The following is a 25,120-nucleotide window of genomic DNA, read 5'->3' as shown; positions in this document are numbered from 1 at the left end:
AGAAATATTTAAAAAACGCTCTCATATTGGGGGCGTTTTTTTTACTTAGATAGGTTAAGTAGAGCAGATTTTAAGTTTGGAAACCTAAAATTAAATTCTGTTTTTGATATTTTATCTGAGCAAACACGACTTCCTTTCAGCAAAATTATAGACATTTCGCCAAATAAAATTTTGAATACTAAGCTAGGTATATTTGGCAGCCAAATTTTCTTCTTAAGTATTTTAGCAAGTTCTAGTGTTAAAAATGTATTTGTGATGTGTTCGGGAGCTACTGCGTTATAAATACCATTTAATTTAGGGTTTTCAATAGCTTCAATATACATATTACATAAATCATCAATATGTATCCAAGGCATAAATTGATTGCCACTTCCAATTGGAGAACCGAACCCTAGTTTTAAAGGTTTTTTAATTTTTTGAAGAGCTCCATCATTCTTTGAAAATACAATTCCAGTTCTAAAAATAATAGTTCTGATAGTTAGTGTATTGAATTTAGTTGAAGCCTTTTCCCAAAGTTTACAGATTAAACTTAAAAAATCATCTCCATTCTCATCTTTTTCTGTGAAAATTTTAGAGGAGGTAGTAGCACCGTAATAACCTATACCAGATGCAGCAATAAAACCTTTTAGATGAGGATTTAATTCTCTTACTTTTTGATATAAAAGATTTGTGGTTTTTACTCTACTATCAATTAATTCTTTTTTTCTTAATTTACTCCAGCGTTTGTTTGCAATTCCTGCACCTGCTAAATGAATAATGTAATCTATGTTTGTAATTGCTTCGGCATCAATGTGATTTTTGTTTACATTCCAATAAAACACATTGGTTTTTTCACTGTGTTTTCTACTTAAAATATTAACATGATAGCCTTTGGATTGTAATAAAAGGCCGAGGTGTTTACCCACCAACCCTGTACCACCAGTAATTAAAATTGAATACATAAAAAACTCGATTATTTTGTTTTAGAATATAGAAAAAATAATCGAGTTTAAAAATGTTGAATAGTTAAACTAAGTGTTCTGTAGTTGCTCTTCAACTTTATAGGGGTTTATACTACTCATTCCTTTTTTTATAGCTTCTTTATTTAATGGTATCAAGTGGTGATAACGTTCAGGTAATGATTTTTTAATACCTTCAATAACGTTCTCTAATTTAACTATAGGTTTAATTTTTAAAAAACCTCCCAATACAATCATATTAAATATTTTTTTATTTCCCATTTCAGAGGCTAATTTATTTCCTTCAATTTGAAAAATTTGTATGTCGTTTCGTGTTGGGTGATGTGTAATTCCATTTGGATCATAAATTAAAATGCCTCCTGGTTTAACTGTTTTTTCAAACTTATCCATAGACTGTTGATTCAAAATAATTGCAGTGTCAAATATTTTTAAGTAAGGAGAACTTATTCTTTCGTCACTTAAAATAACCGTAACATTTGCTGTCCCACCACGCATTTCAGGGCCATAAGAAGGCATCCAACTCACTTCTTCATCTTGCATTATACCAGAATAAGCTAAGATTTTACCCATTGATAATACACCTTGACCACCAAAACCTGCTATAATAATTTCTTCTGTCATAATATTTTATTTTAATTTACCATTTACTTTGATGTCACCAAGTTGAAAATAAGGAAACATATTTTCTTCCATCCAAATATTGGCATCGTTAGGTGTCATTTTCCAACCTGAATTACAGTTTGAAACAATCTCAACAAAAGAAATCCCTTTTTTCAATTTAATATTTTCAAAAGCTTTTCTAATTGCCTTTTTTGCTTTGCGTGCATGTTTGTGTGTATGTACAGCTTGTCGAGTAACGTAATAAACTCCAGGAAGATTTGCAATTAATTCAGTAATTTTTAAGGGAGATCCCATTGTTGCAATTTCACGGCCATAAGGAGAGGTTGACGATTTCATTCCTTCTAGAGTAGTAGGAGCCATTTGTCCACCTGTCATACCATAAATCCCATTATTCACAAATATAATTACAATATTTTCACCTCTATTACATGCATGTATGGTTTCGGCTGTACCTATAGCAGCTAAATCGCCATCACCTTGATAGGTAAACACATATTTTTCAGGCCAGCACCTTGAAATTGCAGTTGCAACAGCAGGGGCACGTCCATGAGCTGCTTGTGTCATATCTATATTCATAAAGTCGTATGCTAGTACTGAACATCCAACAGGTGCAACACCAATTGTATCTTCTGCAATTCCCATCTCGTCAATAACTTCCATGGTTAAGTTATGAGCGGTACCATGACCGCAACCTGGACAGTACGACAGTGGAGTATCTGTCATTAATTTTGTTTTACAAAATACTTGATTCTCAGGTTTTATAATGTCTAATACATCCATTATTTTATAATTTTTTGTTCTAAAGCTTCTAAAATTTCTTCAGGAGTATGAATAATTCCTCCAGTTCGTCCAAAGTGTTCTACGGGTACTTTAAATTCAACAGAAAGTTTAACATCTTCTACCATTTGTCCCATATTTAGTTCTACACTTAAAATTCCTTTTACTTGATCAGCTAGTTGGAATAATTGCTTTTTTGGAAATGGAAACAGCGTAATTGGACGTAATAATCCAACTTTTATTCCTTTTTTACGAGCTAATTCAACTGCTTTTTGGGAAATACGAGCACTTGATCCATAAGCTACAATTAAGTATTCGGCATCATCACATAATATTTCTTCATACCGAAGATCTTCTTTTTCCATTTGCTCATATTTTTTCATCAATCTATGAACTCTAGCTTCCATTTTTTCAGATTGTAAATCAAGAGATGTAATTATATTTCGCTCTCTTCCTTTTTTACCTGTTGTTGCCCAACTTCCATATTTTTCAATAAGTTCTTCGTTAGACATTCTTTCTTTTTGATCTTTTAAATTAACTTTTTCCATCATTTGACCAATCAATCCATCAGAAAGAATTAAAACAGGAGCTCTATACTTAAATGCAATATCAAAAGCATCTTCAACAAAATCTGACATTTCTTGTACAGACGAAGGGGCTAAAACATATAATTTATAATCACCGTGACCACCACCTTTTACAGATTGAAAGTAATCTGCTTGTGATGGTTGAATGGTTCCTAGTCCAGGCCCACCACGTACAACATTAACAATTACGGCAGGTAGTTCTGCACCTGCTAAATATGAAATACCTTCTAATTTTAGTGAAATTCCAGGACTTGAAGAAGAGGTCATTACTCTTTTTCCTGTGCTGGCAGCACCATAAACCATATTTATGGCTGCTAATTCACTTTCAGCTTGCAAAACAACCATCCCTGTTCTTTTTTCAGGTTGTTCAGTCATTAAATATTCAATTACCTCTGTTTGAGGTGTAATAGGATAACCAAAATAAGCATCTGCTCCACATCTAATTGCAGCTTCAGCTAATGCTTCATTTCCTTTCATTAATTTTAACTCCGACATTGTAAATAATTTAATTAGATTATGCAGATACTTTAACTCTGTATACTGATATTGCCCTATCAGGACAAACTATACCACAATTTGTACACCCAGTACAAACTTCAGGGTTGCTCATATAGGCATAATGATAACCTTTTCTGTTAACTTCTGTAGACATACTTATCACGTTTTCAGGACAAACAGGTATACAAACTTCACAACCTTTACAAGTTTCAGTATCAACTACAATTGCACCTTTAACTTTTGCCATTTTAATAATTTTATATATGAATATAACCTTGTAATTTTATTATCCTCAAAGTTATTGCTTATTTATTAAAATAACTATGATATTTATCAATCTGTGATAATTATCATAAAATTTAAGTAATTTTTTTTATGAAGGAAACAATTGTTGCAAAAACAACTGTTTAGCTATTTTAATGTTTACTTTCTGTAGTATGTAAGTGGTGTTAATATAATTTTTTGTATTTGGAAGGATTTACTTCGTTCATAATGCTATAAATAGCTTCAAAAATAGCTTCTGCATTGGGTTTAGAAAAGTAATCACCATCAGTACCATAAGCAGCCCTGTGAGGTTTAGAAGTTAAGGTGGTAGGTTTACTGTCTAAAAAGTTATACGCATTTTGTTTATCAAGTATTTCATTCAGTATATAAGCAGAGGCTCCTCCTGGTACATCTTCATCAATAACAATTAATCTGTTTGTTTTTTTAACGCTAGTTACAATTTCATGTTTCTTGTCAAAAGGAAGTAAACTTTGTACATCAATAATTTCAATATCAATATCAACTTCAGCTAAATCTTGAACAACATCTTGAACAATTTTTAAAGTAGATCCATACGAAACAACTGTAATGTCAGTTCCCTTCTTTACTGTTTCAACAACACCAATAGGAGTTCTAAACTCACCTAAATTATTAGGTAATTTTTCTTTTAATCTATACCCATTTAAATTTTCTACAATCAACGCAGGTTCATCACATTCTAGTAATGTGTTATAAAATCCAGCAGCTTTTGTCATATTTCTTGGAACCAAAATATTCATTCCTCGTAAAAGATGTACTATAGCACCCATTGGAGATCCAGAGTGCCAAATACCTTCTAATCTGTGTCCACGTGTTCTAACTATAAGTGGAGCTTTTTGTTTACCTACAGTTCTGTAATGTAGTGTTGCTAAATCATCGCTTAAAATTTGTAATCCATATAGCAAATAATCTAAATATTGAATCTCAGCTATTGGTCGTAAGCCTCTTAAAGCCATTCCAATACCTTGCCCAATAATTGTAGCCTCTCTTATTCCTGTATCAGAAACTCGAAGTTTACCGTATTTTTCTTGAAGCCCAACTAAGCCTTGATTAACATCTCCAATATTGCCTGTATCTTCACCAAAAATAAACACATTGTTAAATTTAGAAAATAGCATATCAAAATTATCTTTAATAATAATTCTACCATCTACCAATTCAGCATTGTCATCATAAGTAGGTAAAATTTCTTTAACGGAACTTGTATTATTATCTGTTTGGCTGTATAGGTGTGAACTGAATTTAGGTTGTTGTAGCTCAATATAATTAGTTATCCAATTTTGCAATTGAGTTTTTTCAGTAAAAACCTCATTTCTAACATAAATAATAGCTTTTTTAGCAGTAGATACTATATCTTTTCTTGTTGGTTCAAGAATTGTTGTTAAATCACTTTTTAATTTTAAAATAAAGGCTTTATTATTACTTTTTTCTGAAAGGTTTTGAAGTAATTTAATAAGTGTATTTTTTTCTTCTTTTATTGGATTTAGAAAACTGTTCCAAGCTTCTCTTTTAGCTTTACTTACTTCTCTTTTAGCTTCTTTTTCAAGGCTTATTAATTCTTCTTCAGAAGTTACAAATCTAAGTTTGTTATTATTTTCATCAGATAATTCAAATTCAAGAATCCAATCACGCATTTTAACAATACAATCATGTTGTTTTTCCCAAATTAAACGTTCTTTAGATTTATAACGTTCATGGGAGCCTGAAGTTGAATGCCCTTGAGGTTGTGTTAAATCTTTTACGTGTATTAATATGGGAACGTGTTCTTCGCGTGCTATTTTTGATGCTTTGTTATATACTTCTATTAAATTTGGATAGTCCCAACCTTCAACTATAAAAATTTCATATCCTTTTACATTTTTTTCTCTTTGAAATCCTTTTAAAATTTCAGAGATACTCTCTTTTGTTGTTTGGTATTTAGCCGGTACTGAAATACCATAAGCATCATCCCAAACACTTATAACCATAGGTACTTGTAGAACGCCTGCGGCATTAATAGTTTCAAAAAATACTCCTTCTGAAGTGCTTGCATTTCCTATAGTTCCCCAAGACACTTCATTTCCATTATTAGAAAATTTCGAATTTTTTAATTCAGAAAGATTTCTAAAAAGTTTTGAAGCATAGGCAATGCCTAGCATGCGTGGCATTTGACCTGCTGTTGGAGAAATATCTCCACTCGAGTTGTATTGTTCTGTTAAATTTTTAAAATGCCCATCTTCATCTAAACTATGTGTTGAAAAATGTCCACCCATTTGTCGGCCACCAGACATTGGATCATCTTTTATATTAGGATTGGCATAAAGACCTGCAAAAAATTGTTGAGGAGTTAATTCTCCAATAGCCATCATAAAGGTTTGATCTCTGTAGTAACCAGATCTAAAATCACCTTTTTTAAAGGCTTTTGCCATAGCTAGTTGAGGTACTTCTTTTCCATCACCAAAAATACCAAATTTTGCTTTGCCTGTTAAAACTTCTCTACGACCTAAAAGGCTACATTCTCTGCTTAAAACGGCAATTTTATAATCATGCAATACTTCATCTTTAAATTGTTTAAATGATAATGGTTCTAAGTTTGTAGATGAAGGTTTTACATTCATATTTTTGATGTTTTTTAGTTTTGCAAAGTTACTGTTTTTAAATGATATTTAAAAATGGAGTTGTATGAATGAAATATAATAGATATTTAATATAAAAAACTCAATAATAATAGGAATAATTCAAAAAGCAGAAATAGAATCTATAATATTAGTAAAATCCCCTTTTTATAAAATTAAAAATTCTTTTAGGTTTTATTACTAAAACAAATCTAATTTTAGAGCTATAACTTTGTTGAGAAATTTCCCATCCTAAATTAGAATAAAAAGGAAAATAAACTTCTAAAATATCTTGAATAAAATTAAGTCTAACGCCATTTCCATAGGCGAAATACACTTTAGTGTTTTTGTTTTTAACAAAGCCTACATCACTGTATACTTCTACCCATCGCCACATTCCAATACTCATATTCATAGTTGTCATCCATTGATTAGCGTAGGTAACGGGTAATCTTGATTTAAAAGCTCCTTCATTGATAATAATTTGTTGTCTAAAAAAACCTGAAGTTTCAGATCTGCCCAAATAATCATATTGGAATAAATAGTCACTTGGCCTATCTAAAGAAAAATCAAAAAAAGAGGATTCTGTATTATTTGATAAAAAAGCTCCAGTAAAAAATCGAAAGTCAAATTGCCTATTGGTGTCTGTAAGTTTTCGATATCTTGCTGTTAATGAAAGCTTGCTAAACTTCCTTGAAATTTGTAATCCGGTTGAAAATCTAAAATCATTGATAATCTCAGGTCTTGAATAGCCATAACTTAAACTAAATACTTTATAGTTATAAGTTTCAAGGTTTTCTGTTTGTGTGGGTAATTTTTCTCTATCTACAAGAGTATAAGAGGCTACAATGGCATTATTTCCAACATCTCTTAGGCTTTTTCTGCGAAATTCAAGATATGCAAATGGTTTTACGGTATTGTAAGTTAAATTTTTTGCATAGTGATAATTGCTTCCTGCTACCCCAAACGAAAATTTATTTACTTTTTTGTTTTCGGGCAAATATTCATAGAGAAAGGAGTATGACCCAGAAAAAGACTTACTTTTTGTGCTATATGATGGGGTAAGTTTATATGAAAAGGTTTTTCTTAAAATTGTTTTATTTGAAACTGCCAAGCCTAAAACTAAACCGTCGTAATAATTATACCTATAAACAGGAGTATAAAAAAGTTGATTGTAATAAGGGTCTTCAGCATCTTTTAGAAACTTTAACTGAATAGGTTTGTTAAATAATTTTTTGTCAATATTTTTCCAGTTGTTTCTTAAATTGTATTCGGGCAAAAGTGATTCATAATTTAGAGAAAGTTTATCAAAACCATTTTTAGGAATCATAACTTTTGAAATTGAATCAATACTTGTAAGCCATTTTTTATAAACTATTTTTTTGTCTTTAATTCCGTATAATTCAATTGGAGCTGTAAAATTTCGTTTATTTGAAATAGTTACTTGGAGTGAATCACCTTTTTTAATTATTTTTTTTATAGTATAATCTATTTTTTTACTGGTTTTTAAATAATCATTTTTAAACCATGAAATATCTTTTGTTGTTGTAATGGAATTTATAAATTGGGAACTATTGACTTTTTTATGAGCATATTTTTTTGAAAAATTAATAATTGCATTTGTTATAGTTGTATCGCCTAAATAATTCTCTAAAAACTTTATTCCTAAACCAGCTTTGTATTTATTAACTATTTTCCGATTGAAATTAGATAGTGAATCTGTTTGAGTTGTTAAAGTCTGGTCTAAATTTTTACGTGCAGCAAATTGATAAACAAAATGATACTTATCATTAAAATGAAGTTTTGCTAAACTAAAATTTTTAATACCCCAAAGGTTTGAAATATTGCCAAGAGCTTTTATTTCGGGATAATATTTTTCAACATATTTCATCATTAAATATGTCTGTAAACCGTCAGCTAGCCAAGCATCTTCTCGTTGGTTAAACAAAAAAATGGTATGAATATATTTTTTAGAAAGCACTTTAAAGAACTTTATATCCCATTCAAAAGTATCACTAAATGGAGCTAAAAATGCTGGTAATTGGTTAAATCCATATACAGGATTTTTATCGTATTCAATTTTATTGATAAGTAATTTTTTGTAAGGGAATTTACCTAAGTAAGATTGAATAAAATTTAATTCTCTATTTATGATAAGAGTTTTAAGAACTCCGTTTAACTTATCTGAGTCAAGGTTGGTTGTTATAGAAACAGGATTTGAATGGAATGTAGTAAAATCATTTTCTTTGGTAATGTTTAATTCAACATCTAATTTTTGTTTCCCTGTTAAAATATAACTATTAAAATTGTTATTGATTTTATTCGTTGATTTTAAATCAGTATTTACAACATATTCTTTTGGTACGTTAATTTTTATATAATAATTTGTGTAATTGATATACAAATCATCCATATCCAAATTATTATATGTTTTCCATCCTGCTTCATTGCTGAAAATAGCAGGAGATAAGTACCAATATTTTAAATTATAGCTAACAGTATTAGCGCCGTATTTGGTAAACTTATCTTTTGGGAGTTTCACAGAATAAGTTGCAATTATTTTTACGGAATCGGTTGGTTTTAGAGATTCAGTTAAATTAATTTTTAGGATATCTGGATTTTCTTTGGAAATTTCCCAACTAGCAATATTGTAATTTATTGAAATGTTATTTATTGTTGTACTGCCACGTTGTTTCTCTTTTGCAAAATGAAAGGATTTTGAATAGTTTTCAACAAAACGTTTGGCTAGAGGTGTTTGTTTATCTCTATAAGCATTGGCCCAATTATGGAAGTAAATAACGTTTAGAATACTATCAGATTTATTATAAAAAACTGTTTTTTGAGTAATATTAAGTACATTAGTATTTGTATTTAAAGTTACTGACATTTTAATATTATTGGTTTGAGAATAGGAAATATTCAAACAAATAATACAAGTTAGTATACTTATAAATACATTTTTTTTCAAAAGACTTAAAATTAGAAGTTAGGGCTTAAACTATATTTTTTATAAAAAGTATCAATTACTTCTAAAACCTCATCTTCAGTATCAACAATTGAGATTAAATCTAAATCCTTTGGGCTAATAGTTCCTTCTTCAATTAATGTGTTTTTAATCCAATCCATTAATCCAGCCCAATATTTTCTTCCAACCAAAACAATAGGAAATTTCCCTATTTTTTTAGTTTGAATTAAGGTTATTGCTTCAAAAAGTTCGTCCATTGTTCCAAAACCTCCAGGCATAACAACAAATCCCTGAGAGTATTTTACAAACATTACTTTGCGTACAAAAAAGTAATCAAAATCTAAGCTTTTATCAGAATCTATATACGGATTGTCATGTTGTTCAAAAGGTAATTCAATGTTTAAACCTACAGAAATTCCTTTTCCACGTGCAGCACCTTTATTACCAGCTTCCATAATTCCAGGTCCACCACCAGTTACTACTCCGTAACCATTTTGGGTTAATTCAAAAGCGATGTTTTCAGCTAATTTATAATATTTATGATCTGGCTTTGTGCGTGCAGAACCAAAGATGGTTACGCATGGGCCAATTTTTCCTAAACGTTCAAATCCTTCAACAAATTCGGCCATAATTTTAAATATAGCCCAAGAATCATTGGTTTTAATTTCATTCCAAGTTTTTTGTTTAAACTTTTCTCGTATTTTTTTATCTTCGTTAGGAGTCATATATTTTGATTGTCAATGTTAAACTGAGTAAAAATATTAAGTATTAAATAATTGGCTAATTTAATTCTTTTTTTAAGAATTGTGCAGTATAACTTTTTTTATGCTTACTAACTTTTTCTGGGGTTCCAAAACAAATTAGTTGTCCACCATTTTTCCCACCTTCCATACCAATATCAATCACGTAATCCGCTAGCTTTATAACGTCTAAATTATGTTCAATTATAAGTACGGTATTTCCCTTGTTGACTAGTTTATTTAGCACTATCATTAAAACGCGTATATCTTCAAAATGTAGCCCAGTTGTTGGCTCGTCTAAAATATAAAATGTATTCCCAGTATCTCTTTTAGATAATTCTGAAGCTAGCTTTATGCGCTGCGCTTCACCCCCTGATAAAGTTGTAGATTGTTGCCCAAGTGTTATATATCCTAAACCAACACTATGAATGGTTTTTAATTTCCTGTGAATTTTAGGGATATTTTCAAAAAAAGATACAGCATCATCAATGGTCATATTTAATACATCTGAAATTGATTTTCCTTTGTATCTAATTTCTAATGTTTCTCTGTTAAAACGCTTTCCTTGGCAGGTTTCGCATTCAACGTGAACATCGGGCAAAAAACTCATTTCAATAACTCTTACACCACCACCTTGGCAGGTTTCACACCTTCCACCTTTAACGTTGAAAGAAAACCTCCCAGGTTTATAACCTCTTATTGCTGCTTCACTTGTTTTAGCGTATAAGTTTCTAATTTCACTAAAAACACCTGTATAAGTTGCTGGGTTTGAGCGTGGTGTTCTTCCAATTGGTGATTGATCAATAGCAATTACTTTGTCTATGTGTTCTAATCCTTTAATTGATTTATAGGGCATAGGTTTTTTAACGCCTCTATAGATATATTTGTTTAAAATTGGATACAGCGTTTCATTTATTAGTGTTGATTTTCCACTTCCTGAAACCCCTGTAACACAAATAAGTTTCCCTAGAGGGAAATCGACACTAATGTTTTTTAAATTATTTCCTGTTGCACCAGATAATGTAATTGTATGCCCATTTCCTTTTCTTCTTTTTTTAGGAATTTCAATTTTTTTTGTGCCATTTAAATAATTAGCAGTTAATGTATTGTGTTGTTTAAGTTCTTCAAAAGTGCCTTCGCTAACTATTTCTCCACCATGGTGTCCTGCTCCAGGGCCTATATCAAGTACAAAATCTGCATGTTCTATCATTTCTTTGTCATGTTCTACAACAATTACAGAATTACCAACATCTCTTAAATTTAATAGTGAATTAATTAACTTTTTATTGTCTCGTTGATGAAGTCCTATACTTGGTTCGTCTAAAATGTAAAGAACTCCAACTAATTGAGAACCAATTTGAGTTGCAAGCCTTATGCGTTGAGCTTCACCACCAGAAAGTGATTTTGAACTTCTGTCTAATGTTAAATAATCTAAACCTACATTTAATAAAAATTGAATTCTGGTGCGAATTTCTTTTATTATTTCAGAGGCTATTTTAAGTTGTTTTTCGGTCAATTTTTCTTCAATTGTATGAAACCAAAAAGCAAGTTCAGAAATATCAAGTTGTGCTAATTCTGAAATATTTTTATCATTAATTTTAAAGAACAAAGCTTCTTTTTTAAGTCTTTTACCTTGGCAAGATTCACAAGGCACTTCATCCATAAAGTCTTTAGCCCAGCGTTTTATGGAAGTAGATTCACTTAATTTATATTGATTTTCTATAAAACTAATAATTCCTTCAAAATCAATTTCATAACTTCTTGTAATACCCATTGTTTTTGAAGCAATCTTAAATTTTTCATTCCCTCCGTGTAAAATTATGGTTAAAGCTTCAGTTGGTATTTTAGAAATGGCATCACTTAATTGAAATTTGTAACGTTCTGCAATTAATTGTAGTTGTTTAAAAATCCAACTGTTTTTTTGTTCTCCAAGCGGTATAATTCCTCCACTTTTAATGGAAATAGACTTATTAGGAATAACCTTTTGAATATTAATTTTATTTACCTTCCCAAGTCCGTTACATACTTTACAAGCTCCTTTAGGAGAATTGAATGAGAAATTATTTGGTTCAGGATTTGGATATGATATACCAGTTTCAGGGCACATTAAATCACTACTAAAGTAACGAGGGATGTTTGTATTGTGCTCTAAAACCATTAATACATTATTACCTGAGTATAAAGCAGTTGTAATGGTTTCTTCAAGTCTTTTTTCTGAAGACTTATTTACGGACAAACGATCAATTACAATTTCAATATCATGTGTTTTATAGCGATCTAAGCGCATTCCTTTTTCAATTTCTTTTATTTCACCATCGGTACGTACTCGTACAAACCCCTGCTTTGCTATTTGCTCAAAAAGTTCTCGATAGTGTCCTTTCCTAGATTTTACTACTGGAGCAAGAATTACTATCTTTTTTTCTTGATAAGTATTTAAAATAAGTTCTTTTATTTGCTCATTACTGTAGCTTACCATTTTTTTATTGGTATTGTAAGAATAAGCATCAGCTGCACGGGCGTAAAACAATCTTAAGAAATCGTAAATTTCAGTAATAGTACCTACTGTAGAGCGCGGACTTTTATTTGTGGTTTTTTGTTCAATTGAAATAACGGGAGAAAGCCCATCAATTTTATCAACATCGGGTCTTTCTAAACTTCCTAAAAACTGACGAGCATAAGCAGAAAAAGTTTCAATGTACCTACGTTGTCCTTCAGCGTATATTGTGTCAAATGCTAATGAAGATTTTCCGCTACCGCTTAAGCCTGTAATAACAACAAGCTTCTCTCTAGGAATACGAACATCAATATTTTTTAAATTGTGAACTCGTGCTCCCTGAATTTCAATATATTCATTGGGTTTTGCCATTTATTTTTTAGAAAGTTGCAAAGTTAAAAAATAGAAACTACAAATTAGGTAAAACACGTACTTCTTTATTTTGAAAATTAGTATATTGCGTTAAATTTTTTTGAGATGAAATGGATAGATTCTTTACGACATTATTTTGAGAAACACGGTTTTGCGGTGTCTTCTAGATTTGCAGATAAGTTGGGGATAAGTGTTTCAAATGTCCGCTTATTTTTTATTTATATTTCGTTTGTTACTTTAGGGTTTTCCTTCGGAATTTACTTAACATTGGCTTTTTTATTGCGTTTGAAAGATATGATTTACACCAAGAGGAATTCTGTTTTTGATTTATAAATAATTATGGTTGTAAAAACAAAATTATATATTTCAATATTATTGTTAATCACCGTATTAGCTATAGGTATCATAGGTTTTGTAATTATTTCAAATGAGACACTTGTAGATTCAATTTATATGACAATAATTACAATGTCAACCGTTGGGTTTGGTACACTTCACGAATTAAACCAAAATGAAAAAATATTTACAATTATATTGATTATTTTAAGTATTGCTGTTTATGGATATTCAGTAACAGCTTTAACAGAATATTTAGCAAAAGATAATTTTTTCCAACTTTTAAAATATAAAAAAATGCAACAAAAAATTCAAAAATTAAAGAATCATACTGTTGTGTGCGGCTATGGGCGTAATGGTAGGCAGGCGGTTGTAAAACTCAAAAAATTTAATATGCCTTACGTTGTAATTGAAAAAGACAAGGAATTGTTGGAGGAGTTAGACCGCAATAATATACTTTATATAGAAGGAGATGCTACAGGAGATGAAGCACTTGAAAAAGCAGCACTCGAAAATGCTAAAAGTTTAATTACAGCGTTACCGTCTGATGCTGATAATTTGTTTGTTGTACTCTCGGCGAGACAAATAAATAAAGATTTTACAATAATTAGTAGAGCTTCAAATGAATCTTCGTGTAGTAAATTAATGATTGCAGGAGCCACAAACATTATTATGCCCGATAAAATAGGTGGAGAACATATGGCATCTTTGGTTGTAACACCAGATTTGGTTGAATTTGTTGAAAAATTAACAATAACTGACGAGTGTTCAACTAATTTAGAAGAAATTTCTATTAACGATTTACCTTCTGAATTTTTAGATAAAACTATTTTAGATTTAGATGTGAGGCGAAAATCGGGCTGTACGGTAATAGGATTTAAAACTCCTCAAAATGAATACATTATAAACCCTGAAGCAACAACAAAATTAAAAGCAAACTCAAATTTAATTGTGCTTGGTAGACCAAATCAAATTGAAAAATTACGTCAAGTTTTATAATGTTACAAATTGTAGTGTTTATGGAATATTACAAGTTTAAAGATAAAAACTTGTAGCAACTTTTTTTTTTTGCCATATTGCAGCTACTTTTAAAAAATCTACCAAAAATTATGAATAAAAAGCTTCTATCACTATTAGTATTAGTATTACCATTCGCAACATTTGCTCAAGAAGTAGTTAAAAAAGGATTAGATGAAAAAATAGACCAAGCATTTGGTAATGCAACAGGTTGGTTTGTAGATTTCATCTTTTATCAAATTCCTTTTTCAGAAAATATTAAAATATATTGGGTGCTGTTCCCTTTGATTTTAGGAGCTACATATTTTACCTTTTATTTTAATTTTATAAATTTTAAAGGTTTTTTTACTTCAATAAAAATTGTAAGTGGTAAATATGATGATTTAGAAGGGAGAAAAGATCACAATGTAGAAGTTGCAGGAGCAGTGTTTACAGATGATGGTGATAACCCAGATACAATAAGAGTAGAAGGGCATACAGGTGAAGTTTCACACTTTCAAGCGTTAACAGCGGCCTTGTCGGCTACGGTTGGCTTAGGAAACATAGCAGGGGTTGCTATTGCAGTTTCTATTGGTGGAGCAGGTGCTACTTTTTGGATGATAGTAGCAGGATTTTTAGGTATGGCATCTAAATTTGTAGAATGTACCCTAGGTGTAAAATACAGAGATATAGAATCTGATGGTACCGTTTTTGGAGGGCCAATGTATTATTTAACAAAAGGTTTAAAAGCAAAAGGTTTAGGTAAATTAGGAAAAGTTTTAGCTGGAGTTTTTGCGGTATTTGTAATTGGAGGTTCTTTTGGAGGGGGAAACATGTTCCAAGTAAACCAAGCTTTTCAATTGGTTGAACATATAACAGGTGGAGAAAGCTCAATTTTATATGGGAAAGGATGGTTGTTTGGAATTATAATGGCTGTGCTAGTTGGTATCGTAATTATTGGAGGAATTAAAAAAATTGCCAAAGTAACAGATAAAATAGTTCCTTTTATGGTTGTAATTTACGTAGCAGCAGCACTTTTTGTTTTAATTTCAAAATATGATATGATTGGTGATGCCTTCTTGCAAATATTTTATGGAGCATTTAGCCCAGAAGGTGTAGTAGGAGGTGCCGTTGGTGTATTAGTTCAAGGATTTAGACGTGCGGCATTTTCAAATGAAGCAGGTGTAGGGTCAGCTTCTATCGCTCACTCAGCAGTAAAAACAAAATATCCAGCATCAGAAGGTATGGTAGCATTGTTAGAACCTTTTATTGATACCGTTGTTGTTTGTACTATGACTGCCTTGGTTTTGGTAATTACAGGAAATGTAGCTGCTGAAAACGCAAGTTTAAATGATGCTCAAGCAATTTTACTAACATCAGGAGCTTTTGCTTCGGTAATTTCTTGGTTTCCTTATGTTTTAACAATTGCCGTTGTATTATTTGCATTTTCAACAATGATTTCTTGGTCTTATTATGGTTTTCAGGGATGGGCTTATTTATTTGGAAGAACAAAAAAAATGGAATATGCTTATAAAATATTATTTCTTGTTTTTGTTGTAATTGGTTCAGCAGCAAGTTTAGGTTCGGTTATTGGTTTTTCTGATGCAATGATTTTTGCAATGATGGTGCCAAATATGATAGGTTTAGTATTGTTAGCACCAAAAGTGAAAGAAGAATTGAATAAATATATGGCGGCAATAAAATCTAGGAATACACAAGGATAAGATTCATAAAATGAACAATTCAAAATTCCATTTCAGTTACAATAAACGTCAACGAAATGGAATTTTATTTTTAGTATTAATTATTGTTCTACTCCAGTCAGTATTCTTTTTTGTTGATTTTTCTTCGAATGAAATAACTAATTTTTCAGAGAAGGAAATGATACTTTTTCAAAAAGAAATAGACTCTCTAAAAATAATTGAAATAGAAAATAAAAAGCCTAAAGTTTATTTGTTTAATCCAAATTTCATTACTGACTTTAAAGGTTATCAACTAGGTATGAGTATTGATGAAATTGATAGGCTTCACAATTACAGAAAAAGAGGAAGTTACGTTAATTCAATAAAGCAATTTCAAGAAGTAACAAAAGTAAGTGATAGTTTGTTAAATGAAATTAGTCCTAATTTTAAATTTCCAAAATGGGTAGATTTTAAAAAAACACCTCAAAAAAAGAAATTTATAAATTCATCTAAAAAAATAGTTGTAAAACAGGATATTAATACTGTAAACGCATCAGAATTAAGAATTGTGAATGGTATTGGTGAAAAATTGGCTGACAGAATTATAGCTTATAGAAATAAATTGCAAGGTTTTTCATTTGATAATCAGTTATATGAAGTATGGAATATTGATAAAGAAGTAATTGATAGAGTTTTGCAACGTTTTGAAGTTGTAAAACCTCCCCTTATTCAAAAACTTAATGTAAACGAGGCAACTTTTAAACAAGTTTTAGCTATTGTTTACATTGATTATGAACTCACCAAAAAAATAGTTAATTATAGAGATGAAGTTGCTGAGATTCAATCACTTGAAGAGTTGAAAAAAATTGATGGTTTTCCAATAGAAAAATTCGATAGAATAGCCTTATATTTGGTGGCTGAATAATAACATTTAAGATACTAGCCATTATGAATAGTATGTATTTTACCGAAGAACATGAAGCTTTTAGAAAAAGCTTTAGAGATTTTTTAAAAAAAGAAGTAATTCCCTACATTGATAAATGGGAAAAAACAGGCACTATTGATCGTTTTATTTGGAAAAAGTTTGGTGAAATGGGGTATTTTGGCTTGAATTCTCCAGAGGAATATGGTGGATTAAATTTAGATATTTTTTATACAATTATATTTTTAGAAGAGTTACAGAAGGTAAATTCAGGCGGATTTGCAGCAGCTATGTGGGCACATGTTTACCTTGCAATGACACATGTGAATAAGGAAGGTGATGATACTATAAAAAAAGACTATTTAACACCAAGTATTAATGGTGAAAAAATAGGATGTCTCTGTATTACAGAACCATTTGGAGGCTCTGATGTTGCAGGCATGAGAACAACAGCAATAAAAGAAGGCGATAATTATATCATTAATGGCTCAAAAACATTTATTACCAATGGTGTTTATTCAGATTATTTAATAGTAGCAGCAAAAACAGATACAACATCAAGAAATAAAGGAATTAGTATTTTTATCATAGATAGAGAAACTAAAGGAGTATCAGCTACGAAACTTGATAAATTAGGTTGGAGAGCATCTGATACGGGTGAAATAGCTTTTGATAATGTTGTAATTCCTGTGCGAAATTTAATGGGCGAAGAGGGTAAAGGCTTCTCATATATTATGAGTCATTTTTCTTTGGAAAGGTTAGTTATGGGAGTTAATGCGCATGCTAGAGCTGAGTTTGCTTTAGAATATGCTATACAGTATATGTCTGAAAGACAAGCTTTTGGTAAAACGCTTGATAAATTCCAAGTATTAAGGCATAAAGTTGCTGATATGGCAAGTGAAGTTGAAATGTGTAAAGAGTTTAATTATTCTATAGCAAAAAGATTAAATGAAGGTCAGTATATTGTTAAAGAAGCGAGTATGTCTAAATTGCTATCAACAAAAATGGCAGATACTGTTATAAATGAATGTTTGCAATTGTTGGGAGGCTATGGATATATGGAAGCGTACCCAATGGCAAGATTATTAAGAGATAGTAGGCTGGGGCAAATTGGAGGAGGAACCTCTGAAATATTAAGAGAAATTATTGCAAAAATAGTTATTGATAAAAAAGAATATAAGCCAGCTACATAATACACTTAAAATGATATTTATAATTTAAAAATAGATAAAAGTTTATTTAACTATTTTTATTTAATTTAATAGTCATGTTACTATCTAAAGTTTTCAACACTACAACGTTATTGTAAAAAAGTTTTCAACACTCCAACGTTTGCGTAATAATTTTAATTTCAATTGTGTCATTTTTAATTTTTAAATTCCATAAAACTTTTAAATACTATAAATGATGAAACCCCTTAAAATTTATTTTCAATTAATACTATTAAGTACTCTTTTTTTAGTTGCATGCTCTAAGGAAAATATAGAAGAATTACCTCGGTTAGAAGGTAAAATTAAATCAATTACACATGAAACTTCTGCTAGAACAGGTTTAAAACCTATAGGTTTAGGAGTTATGATGCAAGCTTTTTATTGGGATGTACCATCTGGAGGAACTTGGTGGAATACAGTAAAAGGTAAAGTTCAAAGTTGGAGCGACGTAGGAATAGATGCTATATGGCTTCCGCCAGCTTCAAAAGCCCAAAATGGCGCTTTTTCAATGGGGTATGATCCTTTTGATTATTACGATTTAGGTGAGTATAACCAAATGGGTAGTGTAGAAACGCGTTTTGGTTCAAAAACTGAATTAATAGACTTGATTAATGCTTCTCACTCAGCTCAATTAAGTGTAATAGCTGATATTGTTATCAATCATAACAGTGGAGGGGCAAGTGAAGCCAATCCTATTACTGGTACAAATACATGGACTAGTTTTACGCCATTATCAGGAAAGTTTAATAGAACATATGATGATTTTCATCCAAATAGTAATCACAGTTCCGATTCTGGTTACTTTGGAGGTTTTCCTGATTTATGTCATCATCAAATAAATGTACAAAATTGGTTATGGAAAGATACAGAATCTGTAGCTAAATATTATAAAGATGTTATAGGTTTTGATGGTTGGCGTTTTGATTATGTGAAAGGGTTTGAACCCTGGGTAGTTAAAGATTGGATTACAGAAGTTGGAGGGTTTAGTGTTGGTGAATACTGGGATTCAAATGTAAATACTTTAGATTGGTGGACAACTCAGTCACAAGCAAGTGCTTTTGATTTTGCTTGTTATTATAAAATGAATGAAGCATTTGATGGAAATAATTTAAATAAATTGAATGATGATATGTTGTGGAAACGGAATGCAAGTAAAGCAGTGACCTTTGTAACAAATCATGATACCGATGAAATTTTTTCAGGAAAAATGTTAGCATACGCTTATATTTTGACTCATGAAGGGTATCCTACTATCTTTTATAGAGATTATGAGGAATGGTTAGATAAAGAAAGATTAAATAATTTAATTTGGATTCATAATAATTTGGCTGGCGGTACTACAAATATTTTATATACAGATACAGATGAGTATATTGCAAAAAGAAATGGTTACAATAACGCGGGATTAGTTGTTTATATAAATAATTCAAATTATTGGCAAGAACGTTGGATTGAAACCAATTGGTCAAACACAACAATAAAAGACTATACAGGTTTCTCAAATTGGGAACCAACTACTCAATCTGGTAACTGGGTAAAAATACAAGCACCACCTAAAAGTTATTCTGTTTGGGCTCCAAAATAAATTTTCAAAATAAAAAGAACAAATAAAATAATTAGTTATATATTTGCAATCCAAAAATTAAAAGAAAACAGTTTGAAAGGAGGTGCCAACATATGTTAATTATACCTGTAAAGGACGGAGAAAATATAGATAGAGCGTTAAAACGTTACAAAAGGAAGTTTGATCGTACAAAAACAATGAAAAATTTACGTAACCGTAAACAATTCAATAAGCCTTCAGTAGTAAAGCGTGCTCGAAACATAAAAGCTCAATACGTTCAGAAATTGAGAACTGCTGAAGAGCAGAGTTAATTTATAGCTAAAAAATAATAAAACGTTAGTAATTACAAATAACAATTTGTAAATTTGTTACTAACGTTTTTTTTATGCCTATAAATGCCTTTATAAATTATTTAGCATTAGAAAAAAAATTTTCAAAACACACTACAACTGCCTATTCAAATGATTTAAATTCATTTCAGGTATTTTGCAATGAGGTATATAATGAGCAAAGTATTGTTGTTGTAAATTATACACAAATAAGAAGCTGGATAGTTAGTTTGGTTGAATCTAATCTTTCAAATCGGTCAATTAATAGAAAAGTTTCTTCATTGAAATCTTTCTATAAATTTCTTCAAAAAACGAAAGAGATTGAAGTAAATCCTTTAGCAAAACACAAAGCATTAAAAACGCCAAAACAAGTGCAAATCCCTTTTTCTGAAAAAGAAATAACAAATGCACTTAATTTAATGGATGAAAATTATGATTTTGAATCACTTAGAAATAAGTTAATAATTGAATTATTTTACTCAACAGGCATTAGAAGAAGTGAATTAATTAATATAAAAATTACAGATATTGATTTTGTTAATGAAACTGTTAAAGTATTAGGGAAAAGAAATAAAGAGCGGTTTATTCCGTTATTAAAGTCAGTTCAAAAATCATTAATTAAATACCTTGAAATACGCAATAAAAATGAAACCAATTCATCTTATTTGTTCATCACAAAAAAAGGTAAAATAATATACGATACACTTGTGTATCGAGTAATAAATAATTATTTTAGTAGTGTGTCATCAAAAGTAAAAAAAAGCCCTCATATTTTAAGGCATTCTTTTGCAACACATTTATTAAATGAAGGTGCTGATTTAAACTCGGTAAAAGAATTGCTTGGGCATTCTAGTTTAGCATCAACACAAGTTTATACCCATAGTAGTTTGGGAAAGTTAAAGGAAGTGTATAATAAAACTCACCCAAGGAGTGAAAAAATCTAATTTATTATGAAAGTACGTGTACAGTCTGTTAATTTCAATGCTGATGTAAATCTTATTGAATTTGTTGAAAAAAAATTAAATAGTTTAGAAAAATATTATGATAGAATTGTTGATGCAGAGGTATTTTTAAAAGTTCAGCAAACAAGTGATAAAAAAAATAAATTAGTAGATATTAAATTGGGTATTCCAGGAAATGATTTGGTAGTTAAAAAGCAAAGTAAAACATTTGAAGAAGGGGTGATGTTAGCTACTGATTCACTGAAGAGACAGCTAACAAAAAAGAAGGAAAAAGTTAGGGCTAAATAAAAAGTTAAAAATTAATTAAAAAAGTTTTGTATAAAGAGTAAAACTTTAATACATTTGCAGTCCGTTAGAAATAGCGGGCTTCTTTTATGGAGTAAAATGCCGATGTAGCTCAGCTGGCTAGAGCAGCTGATTTGTAATCAGCAGGTCGTGGGTTCGAGTCCCTCTATCGGCTCAGATCTTTGAAAAAATGGTGAGATACTCAAGTGGCCAACGAGGGCAGACTGTAAATCTGCTGCGCAAGCTTCGAAGGTTCGAATCCTTCTCTCACCACAACTAATTTGTAGAAATATAAACTAGTGAGGAATTGAAAAAAATATTGCGAGAGTAGCTCAGTTGGTAGAGCTTCAGCCTTCCAAGCTGACTGTCGCCGGTTCGAGCCCGGTCTCTCGCTCTTTTTTTTGGCCGGTGTAGCTCAGTGGTAGAGCGTTTCCTTGGTAAGGAAGAGGTCACGGGTTCAATTCCCGTCATTGGCTCAAGAATAAAATAGAATGAATTAAACACTATATATAACTAAGATTTAAAATTTAAATAATCATGGCAAAAGAACATTTTGATCGCTCCAAACCACATTTAAATATTGGTACTATTGGACACGTTGACCACGGTAAAACAACTTTAACTGCTGCAATTACTGTAGTATTAGCAGAAAAAGGTCTTTCTGAAGTAAAAGACTTTGACCAAATTGATAATGCTCCTGAAGAAAAAGAAAGAGGTATTACAATTAATACAGCTCACGTAGAATATCAAACCGCTAATCGTCACTATGCGCATGTTGATTGTCCAGGTCACGCGGATTACGTAAAAAACATGGTAACAGGTGCCGCTCAAATGGATGGTGCTATTATTGTTGTTGCAGCTACTGATGGGCCTATGCCTCAAACAAGAGAGCATATCTTATTGGGTCGTCAAGTTGGTATTCCAAGATTGGTTGTATTCATGAATAAAGTGGATATGGTTGATGATGAGGAACTTTTAGAACTTGTTGAAATGGAAATTAGAGATTTATTATCATTCTATGATTATGATGGAGATAATACACCTGTAATTCAAGGTTCAGCTTTGGGAGGATTGAATAAAGAGCCAAAGTGGATGGATAAAATAATGGAGTTGATGGATGCAGTTGATACTTGGATTGAGTTACCAAAGCGTGATGTTGAGAAAGATTTCTTAATGCCAATTGAAGATGTTTTTTCAATTACTGGTCGTGGAACTGTTGCAACTGGTCGTATTGAAACAGGTGTTGCTAATACAGGTGATCCAGTTGATATTATTGGTATGGGTGCTGAAAAATTAACTTCTACAATTACAGGAGTTGAGATGTTCCGTAAAATATTAGATAGAGGTGAAGCAGGAGATAATGTAGGTATTTTGTTAAGAGGTATCGCAAAAGAAGATATTAAAAGAGGTATGGTAATCTGTAAACCAGGTTCTGTAACTCCACATGCTAAGTTTAAAGCTGAGGTGTATGTTCTTAAGAAAGAAGAAGGTGGTCGTCATACGCCATTCCATAATAACTATCGTCCACAGTTTTATGTGCGTACAACAGATGTAACAGGTACTATTCAATTACCTGATGGAGTTGAAATGGTAATGCCAGGTGATAACTTGACAATTACTGTAGAATTACACCAACCAATTGCATTAAACGTTGGTTTGCGTTTTGCAATTCGTGAAGGAGGTAGAACAGTAGGTGCAGGTCAGGTAACAGAAATGTTAGATTAATTATACACCTAAATAAAAGAGTAATTATAGGTGCTTCTTTTAAGGAGGCACCTTATCTTTACGGGTGTAGCTCAGTTGGTAGAGCACTGGTCTCCAAAACCAGGTGTCGGGAGTTCGAGTCTCTCCACCCGTGCGAATGAAATAAATATGAGATGAAAGCATATCCTGAGTGTAGTTAAAGGAAAATGAATTTTATCCATAAAAATAAAAAAAAATGAATTTAGTTAATTATATAAAGGACTCATTTGAAGAGTTGCGTAATAAAGTTTCTTGGATACCTTGGGAAGAAGCTCAAAAATCTACGGTAGTTGTTGCAGCTTTTACAGTGTTATTTGCATTGGCAGTATTTCTTGTAGATAAAGTTTTTCAAGCAGGTTTAGTTGAATATTTTAAACTATTTTAAATAATATTAAAGTTTATATATGACTGATTCTATTAAAAAATGGTATGTGGTTCGAGCTATTGGAGGGCAAGAAAATAAAGTGAAAACTTATATTGAAAATGAAATTGCTCGTTTAGGAATGACCGATTATGTTGATAGAGTTTTGGTGCCAACTGAAAAAGTAATTCAAATACGAAACGGAAAGAAAGTACATAAAGAACGTGTTTATTTTCCTGGTTACGTAATGATTGAAGCAAACTTAAGTGGAGAACTTCCACATATAATTAAGTCTATAACAGGAGTAATAGGTTTTTTAGGAGAAGTTAAAGGTGGTGATCCTGTGCCCATGAGAAAAGCTGAAATAAACCGTATGCTTGGTAAAGTAGATGAATTATCTATACAGAATGACAATGTTGCAATACCTTATGTTATAGGCGAAACAGTAAAAGTAATTGATGGACCGTTTAATGGTTTTGATGGTACTATAGAAAAAATAAATGAAGAAAAACGCAAACTTGAAGTAATGGTTAAGATTTTTGGAAGAAAAACACCATTAGAATTAAGTTATATGCAAGTAGATAAAATTTCATAATTGTTACAATAATTTTGATATTATATTTTTGCTTCCAATTAAAAATGTATTATCTAACTTAAGATTAAAAAATGGCAAAAGAAGTAAGTAAGGTTGTAAAATTACAAGTTCGAGGAGGTGCTGCAAACCCATCACCACCAGTTGGACCTGCTTTAGGTGCTGCCGGAGTTAATATAATGGAGTTCTGTAAGCAATTTAATGCAAGAACTCAAGATAAACAAGGAAAAGTTTTACCAGTAGCAATTACTGTATATAAAGATAAATCTTTTGATTTTGTTGTAAAAACTCCACCAGCAGCTGTACAAATATTAGAAGCAGCCAAAATAAAAAAAGGTTCTCCAGAACCTAATCGAAATAAAGTAGCTACAGTTACTTGGGATCAATTGAAAACAATTGCAGAAGATAAAATGGTAGATTTGAATGCATTTACTGTTGAGTCTGCTATGCTAATGATGGCTGGTACTGCACGTTCAATGGGTATTAAAGTAAAAGGGAAAGCTCCTGTAAAACAATAAAACAGTTATTAAAAATGGCAAAATTAACTAAAAAGCAAAAAGTAGCATATGATAAGTTTGATAAAACTCAATCTTATTCATTAAAAGACGCTTCTGCTTTAGTAAAAGAAATTACTTCTGTGAATTTTGATGCATCTATTGATTTAGCTGTTAGATTAGGAGTAGATCCTCGTAAAGCAAATCAAATGGTTAGAGGGGTAGTAACATTACCTCACGGAACTGGTAAAGATGTTAAAGTATTAGCATTAGTAACTCCAGATAAAGAAGCCGATGCAAAAGAAGCAGGAGCTGATTATGTTGGATTAGACGAATACCTTCAAAAAATAAAAGGAGGATGGACAGATGTTGACGTTATTATTACAATGCCTAGTGTTATGGGTAAATTAGGTCCTTTAGGTCGTATTTTAGGACCAAGAGGTTTAATGCCTAACCCAAAAACAGGTACTGTAACTATGGATGTTGCAAGAGCTGTAAAAGAAGTAAAAGCTGGTAAAATAGACTTTAAAGTTGATAAAACGGGTATTGTACACGCTGCAATAGCAAAAGTATCATTTGATGCTAATAAAATTGCTGAAAATGCAGATGAGTTATTGCAAACAATATTAAAGTTGAGACCAACTGCAGCAAAAGGAACGTATGTTAAAAGTATTTACTTATCTAGTACTATGAGTCCAGGAATAAGTATAGATGCTAAATCAGTTAATTAAAG

At 31.0% G+C, this 25,120-nt stretch carries 23 protein-coding genes and 5 tRNA genes; 19 read left to right on the top strand and 9 right to left on the bottom strand.

Translation table 11 applies throughout. The annotated features are described in order from the left end of the window. Positions 1 to 41: 41 nt before the first annotated feature. The 9 genes from Lupro_RS04555 to uvrA form a co-directional block, all read right to left on the bottom strand. The gene (locus Lupro_RS04555; protein WP_068206685.1) at positions 42 to 941 is read right to left on the bottom strand and encodes a TIGR01777 family oxidoreductase; all 900 of its coding nucleotides are present in this window, start codon (positions 939 to 941) and stop codon (positions 42 to 44) included. A 69-nt stretch (positions 942 to 1,010) separates the two neighbouring features. Then, positions 1,011 to 1,580 (bottom strand): 2-oxoacid:acceptor oxidoreductase family protein, encoded by a 570-nt coding sequence (locus tag Lupro_RS04550; protein ID WP_068206683.1) that lies wholly within the window; start codon positions 1,578 to 1,580, stop codon positions 1,011 to 1,013. Positions 1,581 to 1,586: 6 nt separating this feature from the next. Beyond that, complete coding sequence (locus tag Lupro_RS04545) at positions 1,587 to 2,360, bottom strand: thiamine pyrophosphate-dependent enzyme (protein WP_068206681.1); 774 nt, start codon at positions 2,358 to 2,360, stop codon at positions 1,587 to 1,589. Then, on the bottom strand, positions 2,360 to 3,439 hold the full coding sequence (locus tag Lupro_RS04540; protein ID WP_068206680.1) for a 3-methyl-2-oxobutanoate dehydrogenase subunit VorB: 1,080 nt from the start codon (positions 3,437 to 3,439) through the stop codon (positions 2,360 to 2,362). Before Lupro_RS04540 ends, Lupro_RS04545 begins: the two co-directional genes overlap by 1 nt. 19 nt (positions 3,440 to 3,458) lie before the next feature. Then, positions 3,459 to 3,689, bottom strand: a complete 231-nt coding sequence (locus Lupro_RS04535) for a 4Fe-4S dicluster domain-containing protein (RefSeq protein ID WP_068206677.1) — start codon at positions 3,687 to 3,689, stop codon at positions 3,459 to 3,461. Between the two features lie 202 nt (positions 3,690 to 3,891). After that, a complete protein-coding gene (locus Lupro_RS04530) occupies positions 3,892 to 6,342 on the bottom strand; it encodes an alpha-ketoacid dehydrogenase subunit alpha/beta (protein WP_068206675.1) in 2,451 nt (816 codons plus the stop codon). Between the two features lie 148 nt (positions 6,343 to 6,490). Beyond that, positions 6,491 to 9,226 (bottom strand): gluzincin family metallopeptidase, encoded by a 2,736-nt coding sequence (locus tag Lupro_RS04525; RefSeq protein ID WP_068206674.1) that lies wholly within the window; start codon positions 9,224 to 9,226, stop codon positions 6,491 to 6,493. A 92-nt stretch (positions 9,227 to 9,318) separates the two neighbouring features. Next, a complete protein-coding gene (locus Lupro_RS04520; RefSeq protein WP_068206672.1) occupies positions 9,319 to 10,029 on the bottom strand; it encodes an LOG family protein in 711 nt (236 codons plus the stop codon). 55 nt (positions 10,030 to 10,084) lie between these two features. Continuing rightward, positions 10,085 to 12,910 (bottom strand): excinuclease ABC subunit UvrA, encoded by a 2,826-nt coding sequence (gene uvrA, locus Lupro_RS04515; RefSeq protein ID WP_068206670.1) that lies wholly within the window; start codon positions 12,908 to 12,910, stop codon positions 10,085 to 10,087. A gap of 105 nt (positions 12,911 to 13,015) precedes the next feature. On the opposite strand from uvrA, the gene Lupro_RS04510 reads away from it, so the two are divergent. The 19 genes from Lupro_RS04510 to rplA all read left to right on the top strand — a co-directional run bounded on the left by Lupro_RS04510 (position 13,016) and on the right by rplA (position 25,118). Beyond that, entirely contained in the window at positions 13,016 to 13,243 is a 228-nt protein-coding gene (locus tag Lupro_RS04510; protein ID WP_068206668.1) for a PspC family transcriptional regulator, read from the top strand. Positions 13,244 to 13,249: 6 nt separating this feature from the next. Beyond that, entirely contained in the window at positions 13,250 to 14,245 is a 996-nt protein-coding gene (locus tag Lupro_RS04505) for a potassium channel family protein (protein WP_068206666.1), read from the top strand. Positions 14,246 to 14,355: 110 nt separating this feature from the next. Beyond that, positions 14,356 to 15,966, top strand: a complete 1,611-nt coding sequence (locus Lupro_RS04500) for an alanine/glycine:cation symporter family protein (protein ID WP_068206664.1) — start codon at positions 14,356 to 14,358, stop codon at positions 15,964 to 15,966. A 10-nt stretch (positions 15,967 to 15,976) separates the two neighbouring features. Beyond that, complete coding sequence (locus tag Lupro_RS04495; RefSeq protein WP_068206662.1) at positions 15,977 to 16,849, top strand: ComEA family DNA-binding protein; 873 nt, start codon at positions 15,977 to 15,979, stop codon at positions 16,847 to 16,849. A 23-nt stretch (positions 16,850 to 16,872) separates the two neighbouring features. Next, entirely contained in the window at positions 16,873 to 18,039 is a 1,167-nt protein-coding gene (locus Lupro_RS04490; RefSeq protein ID WP_068206660.1) for an acyl-CoA dehydrogenase family protein, read from the top strand. Between the two features lie 211 nt (positions 18,040 to 18,250). Continuing rightward, the gene (locus tag Lupro_RS04485; RefSeq protein ID WP_418001096.1) at positions 18,251 to 19,642 is read left to right on the top strand and encodes an alpha-amylase; all 1,392 of its coding nucleotides are present in this window, start codon (positions 18,251 to 18,253) and stop codon (positions 19,640 to 19,642) included. Between the two features lie 92 nt (positions 19,643 to 19,734). Next, positions 19,735 to 19,932, top strand: a complete 198-nt coding sequence (gene rpsU, locus Lupro_RS04480) for a 30S ribosomal protein S21 (RefSeq protein ID WP_068206657.1) — start codon at positions 19,735 to 19,737, stop codon at positions 19,930 to 19,932. A 74-nt stretch (positions 19,933 to 20,006) separates the two neighbouring features. Continuing rightward, a complete protein-coding gene (locus Lupro_RS04475; RefSeq protein ID WP_068206655.1) occupies positions 20,007 to 20,894 on the top strand; it encodes a tyrosine-type recombinase/integrase in 888 nt (295 codons plus the stop codon). Positions 20,895 to 20,900: 6 nt separating this feature from the next. Beyond that, positions 20,901 to 21,200, top strand: a complete 300-nt coding sequence (hpf, locus tag Lupro_RS04470) for a ribosome hibernation-promoting factor, HPF/YfiA family (RefSeq protein WP_068206654.1) — start codon at positions 20,901 to 20,903, stop codon at positions 21,198 to 21,200. A 98-nt stretch (positions 21,201 to 21,298) separates the two neighbouring features. After that, positions 21,299 to 21,372: transfer RNA gene (locus tag Lupro_RS04465), tRNA-Thr, on the top strand. Between the two features lie 17 nt (positions 21,373 to 21,389). Beyond that, positions 21,390 to 21,470: transfer RNA gene (locus Lupro_RS04460), tRNA-Tyr, on the top strand. Positions 21,471 to 21,518: 48 nt separating this feature from the next. Next, positions 21,519 to 21,591: transfer RNA gene (locus tag Lupro_RS04455), tRNA-Gly, on the top strand. Positions 21,592 to 21,601: 10 nt separating this feature from the next. Beyond that, positions 21,602 to 21,673 (top strand) — tRNA-Thr (locus Lupro_RS04450). 61 nt (positions 21,674 to 21,734) lie between these two features. Beyond that, the gene (gene tuf, locus Lupro_RS04445; protein WP_068206653.1) at positions 21,735 to 22,922 is read left to right on the top strand and encodes an elongation factor Tu; all 1,188 of its coding nucleotides are present in this window, start codon (positions 21,735 to 21,737) and stop codon (positions 22,920 to 22,922) included. A gap of 60 nt (positions 22,923 to 22,982) precedes the next feature. After that, positions 22,983 to 23,055: transfer RNA gene (locus Lupro_RS04440), tRNA-Trp, on the top strand. A gap of 81 nt (positions 23,056 to 23,136) precedes the next feature. Then, positions 23,137 to 23,325, top strand: a complete 189-nt coding sequence (gene secE, locus Lupro_RS04435) for a preprotein translocase subunit SecE (RefSeq protein ID WP_068206652.1) — start codon at positions 23,137 to 23,139, stop codon at positions 23,323 to 23,325. Positions 23,326 to 23,344: 19 nt separating this feature from the next. Continuing rightward, the gene (gene nusG, locus Lupro_RS04430; protein ID WP_068206650.1) at positions 23,345 to 23,896 is read left to right on the top strand and encodes a transcription termination/antitermination protein NusG; all 552 of its coding nucleotides are present in this window, start codon (positions 23,345 to 23,347) and stop codon (positions 23,894 to 23,896) included. 71 nt (positions 23,897 to 23,967) lie between these two features. Continuing rightward, complete coding sequence (gene rplK / locus Lupro_RS04425) at positions 23,968 to 24,411, top strand: 50S ribosomal protein L11 (RefSeq protein WP_068206648.1); 444 nt, start codon at positions 23,968 to 23,970, stop codon at positions 24,409 to 24,411. Positions 24,412 to 24,425: 14 nt separating this feature from the next. Continuing rightward, positions 24,426 to 25,118, top strand: coding sequence for a 50S ribosomal protein L1 (rplA, locus tag Lupro_RS04420; protein WP_068206645.1), 693 nt, complete (start codon positions 24,426 to 24,428; stop codon positions 25,116 to 25,118). The last annotated feature ends 2 nt before the right edge of the window (positions 25,119 to 25,120 follow it).

The sequence above is a fragment of the Lutibacter profundi genome (genome assembly GCF_001543325.1).
Taxonomy (GTDB): Bacteria; Bacteroidota; Bacteroidia; order Flavobacteriales; family Flavobacteriaceae; genus Lutibacter; species Lutibacter profundi.
This window is presented reverse-complemented; position numbering and strand designations above follow the sequence as displayed.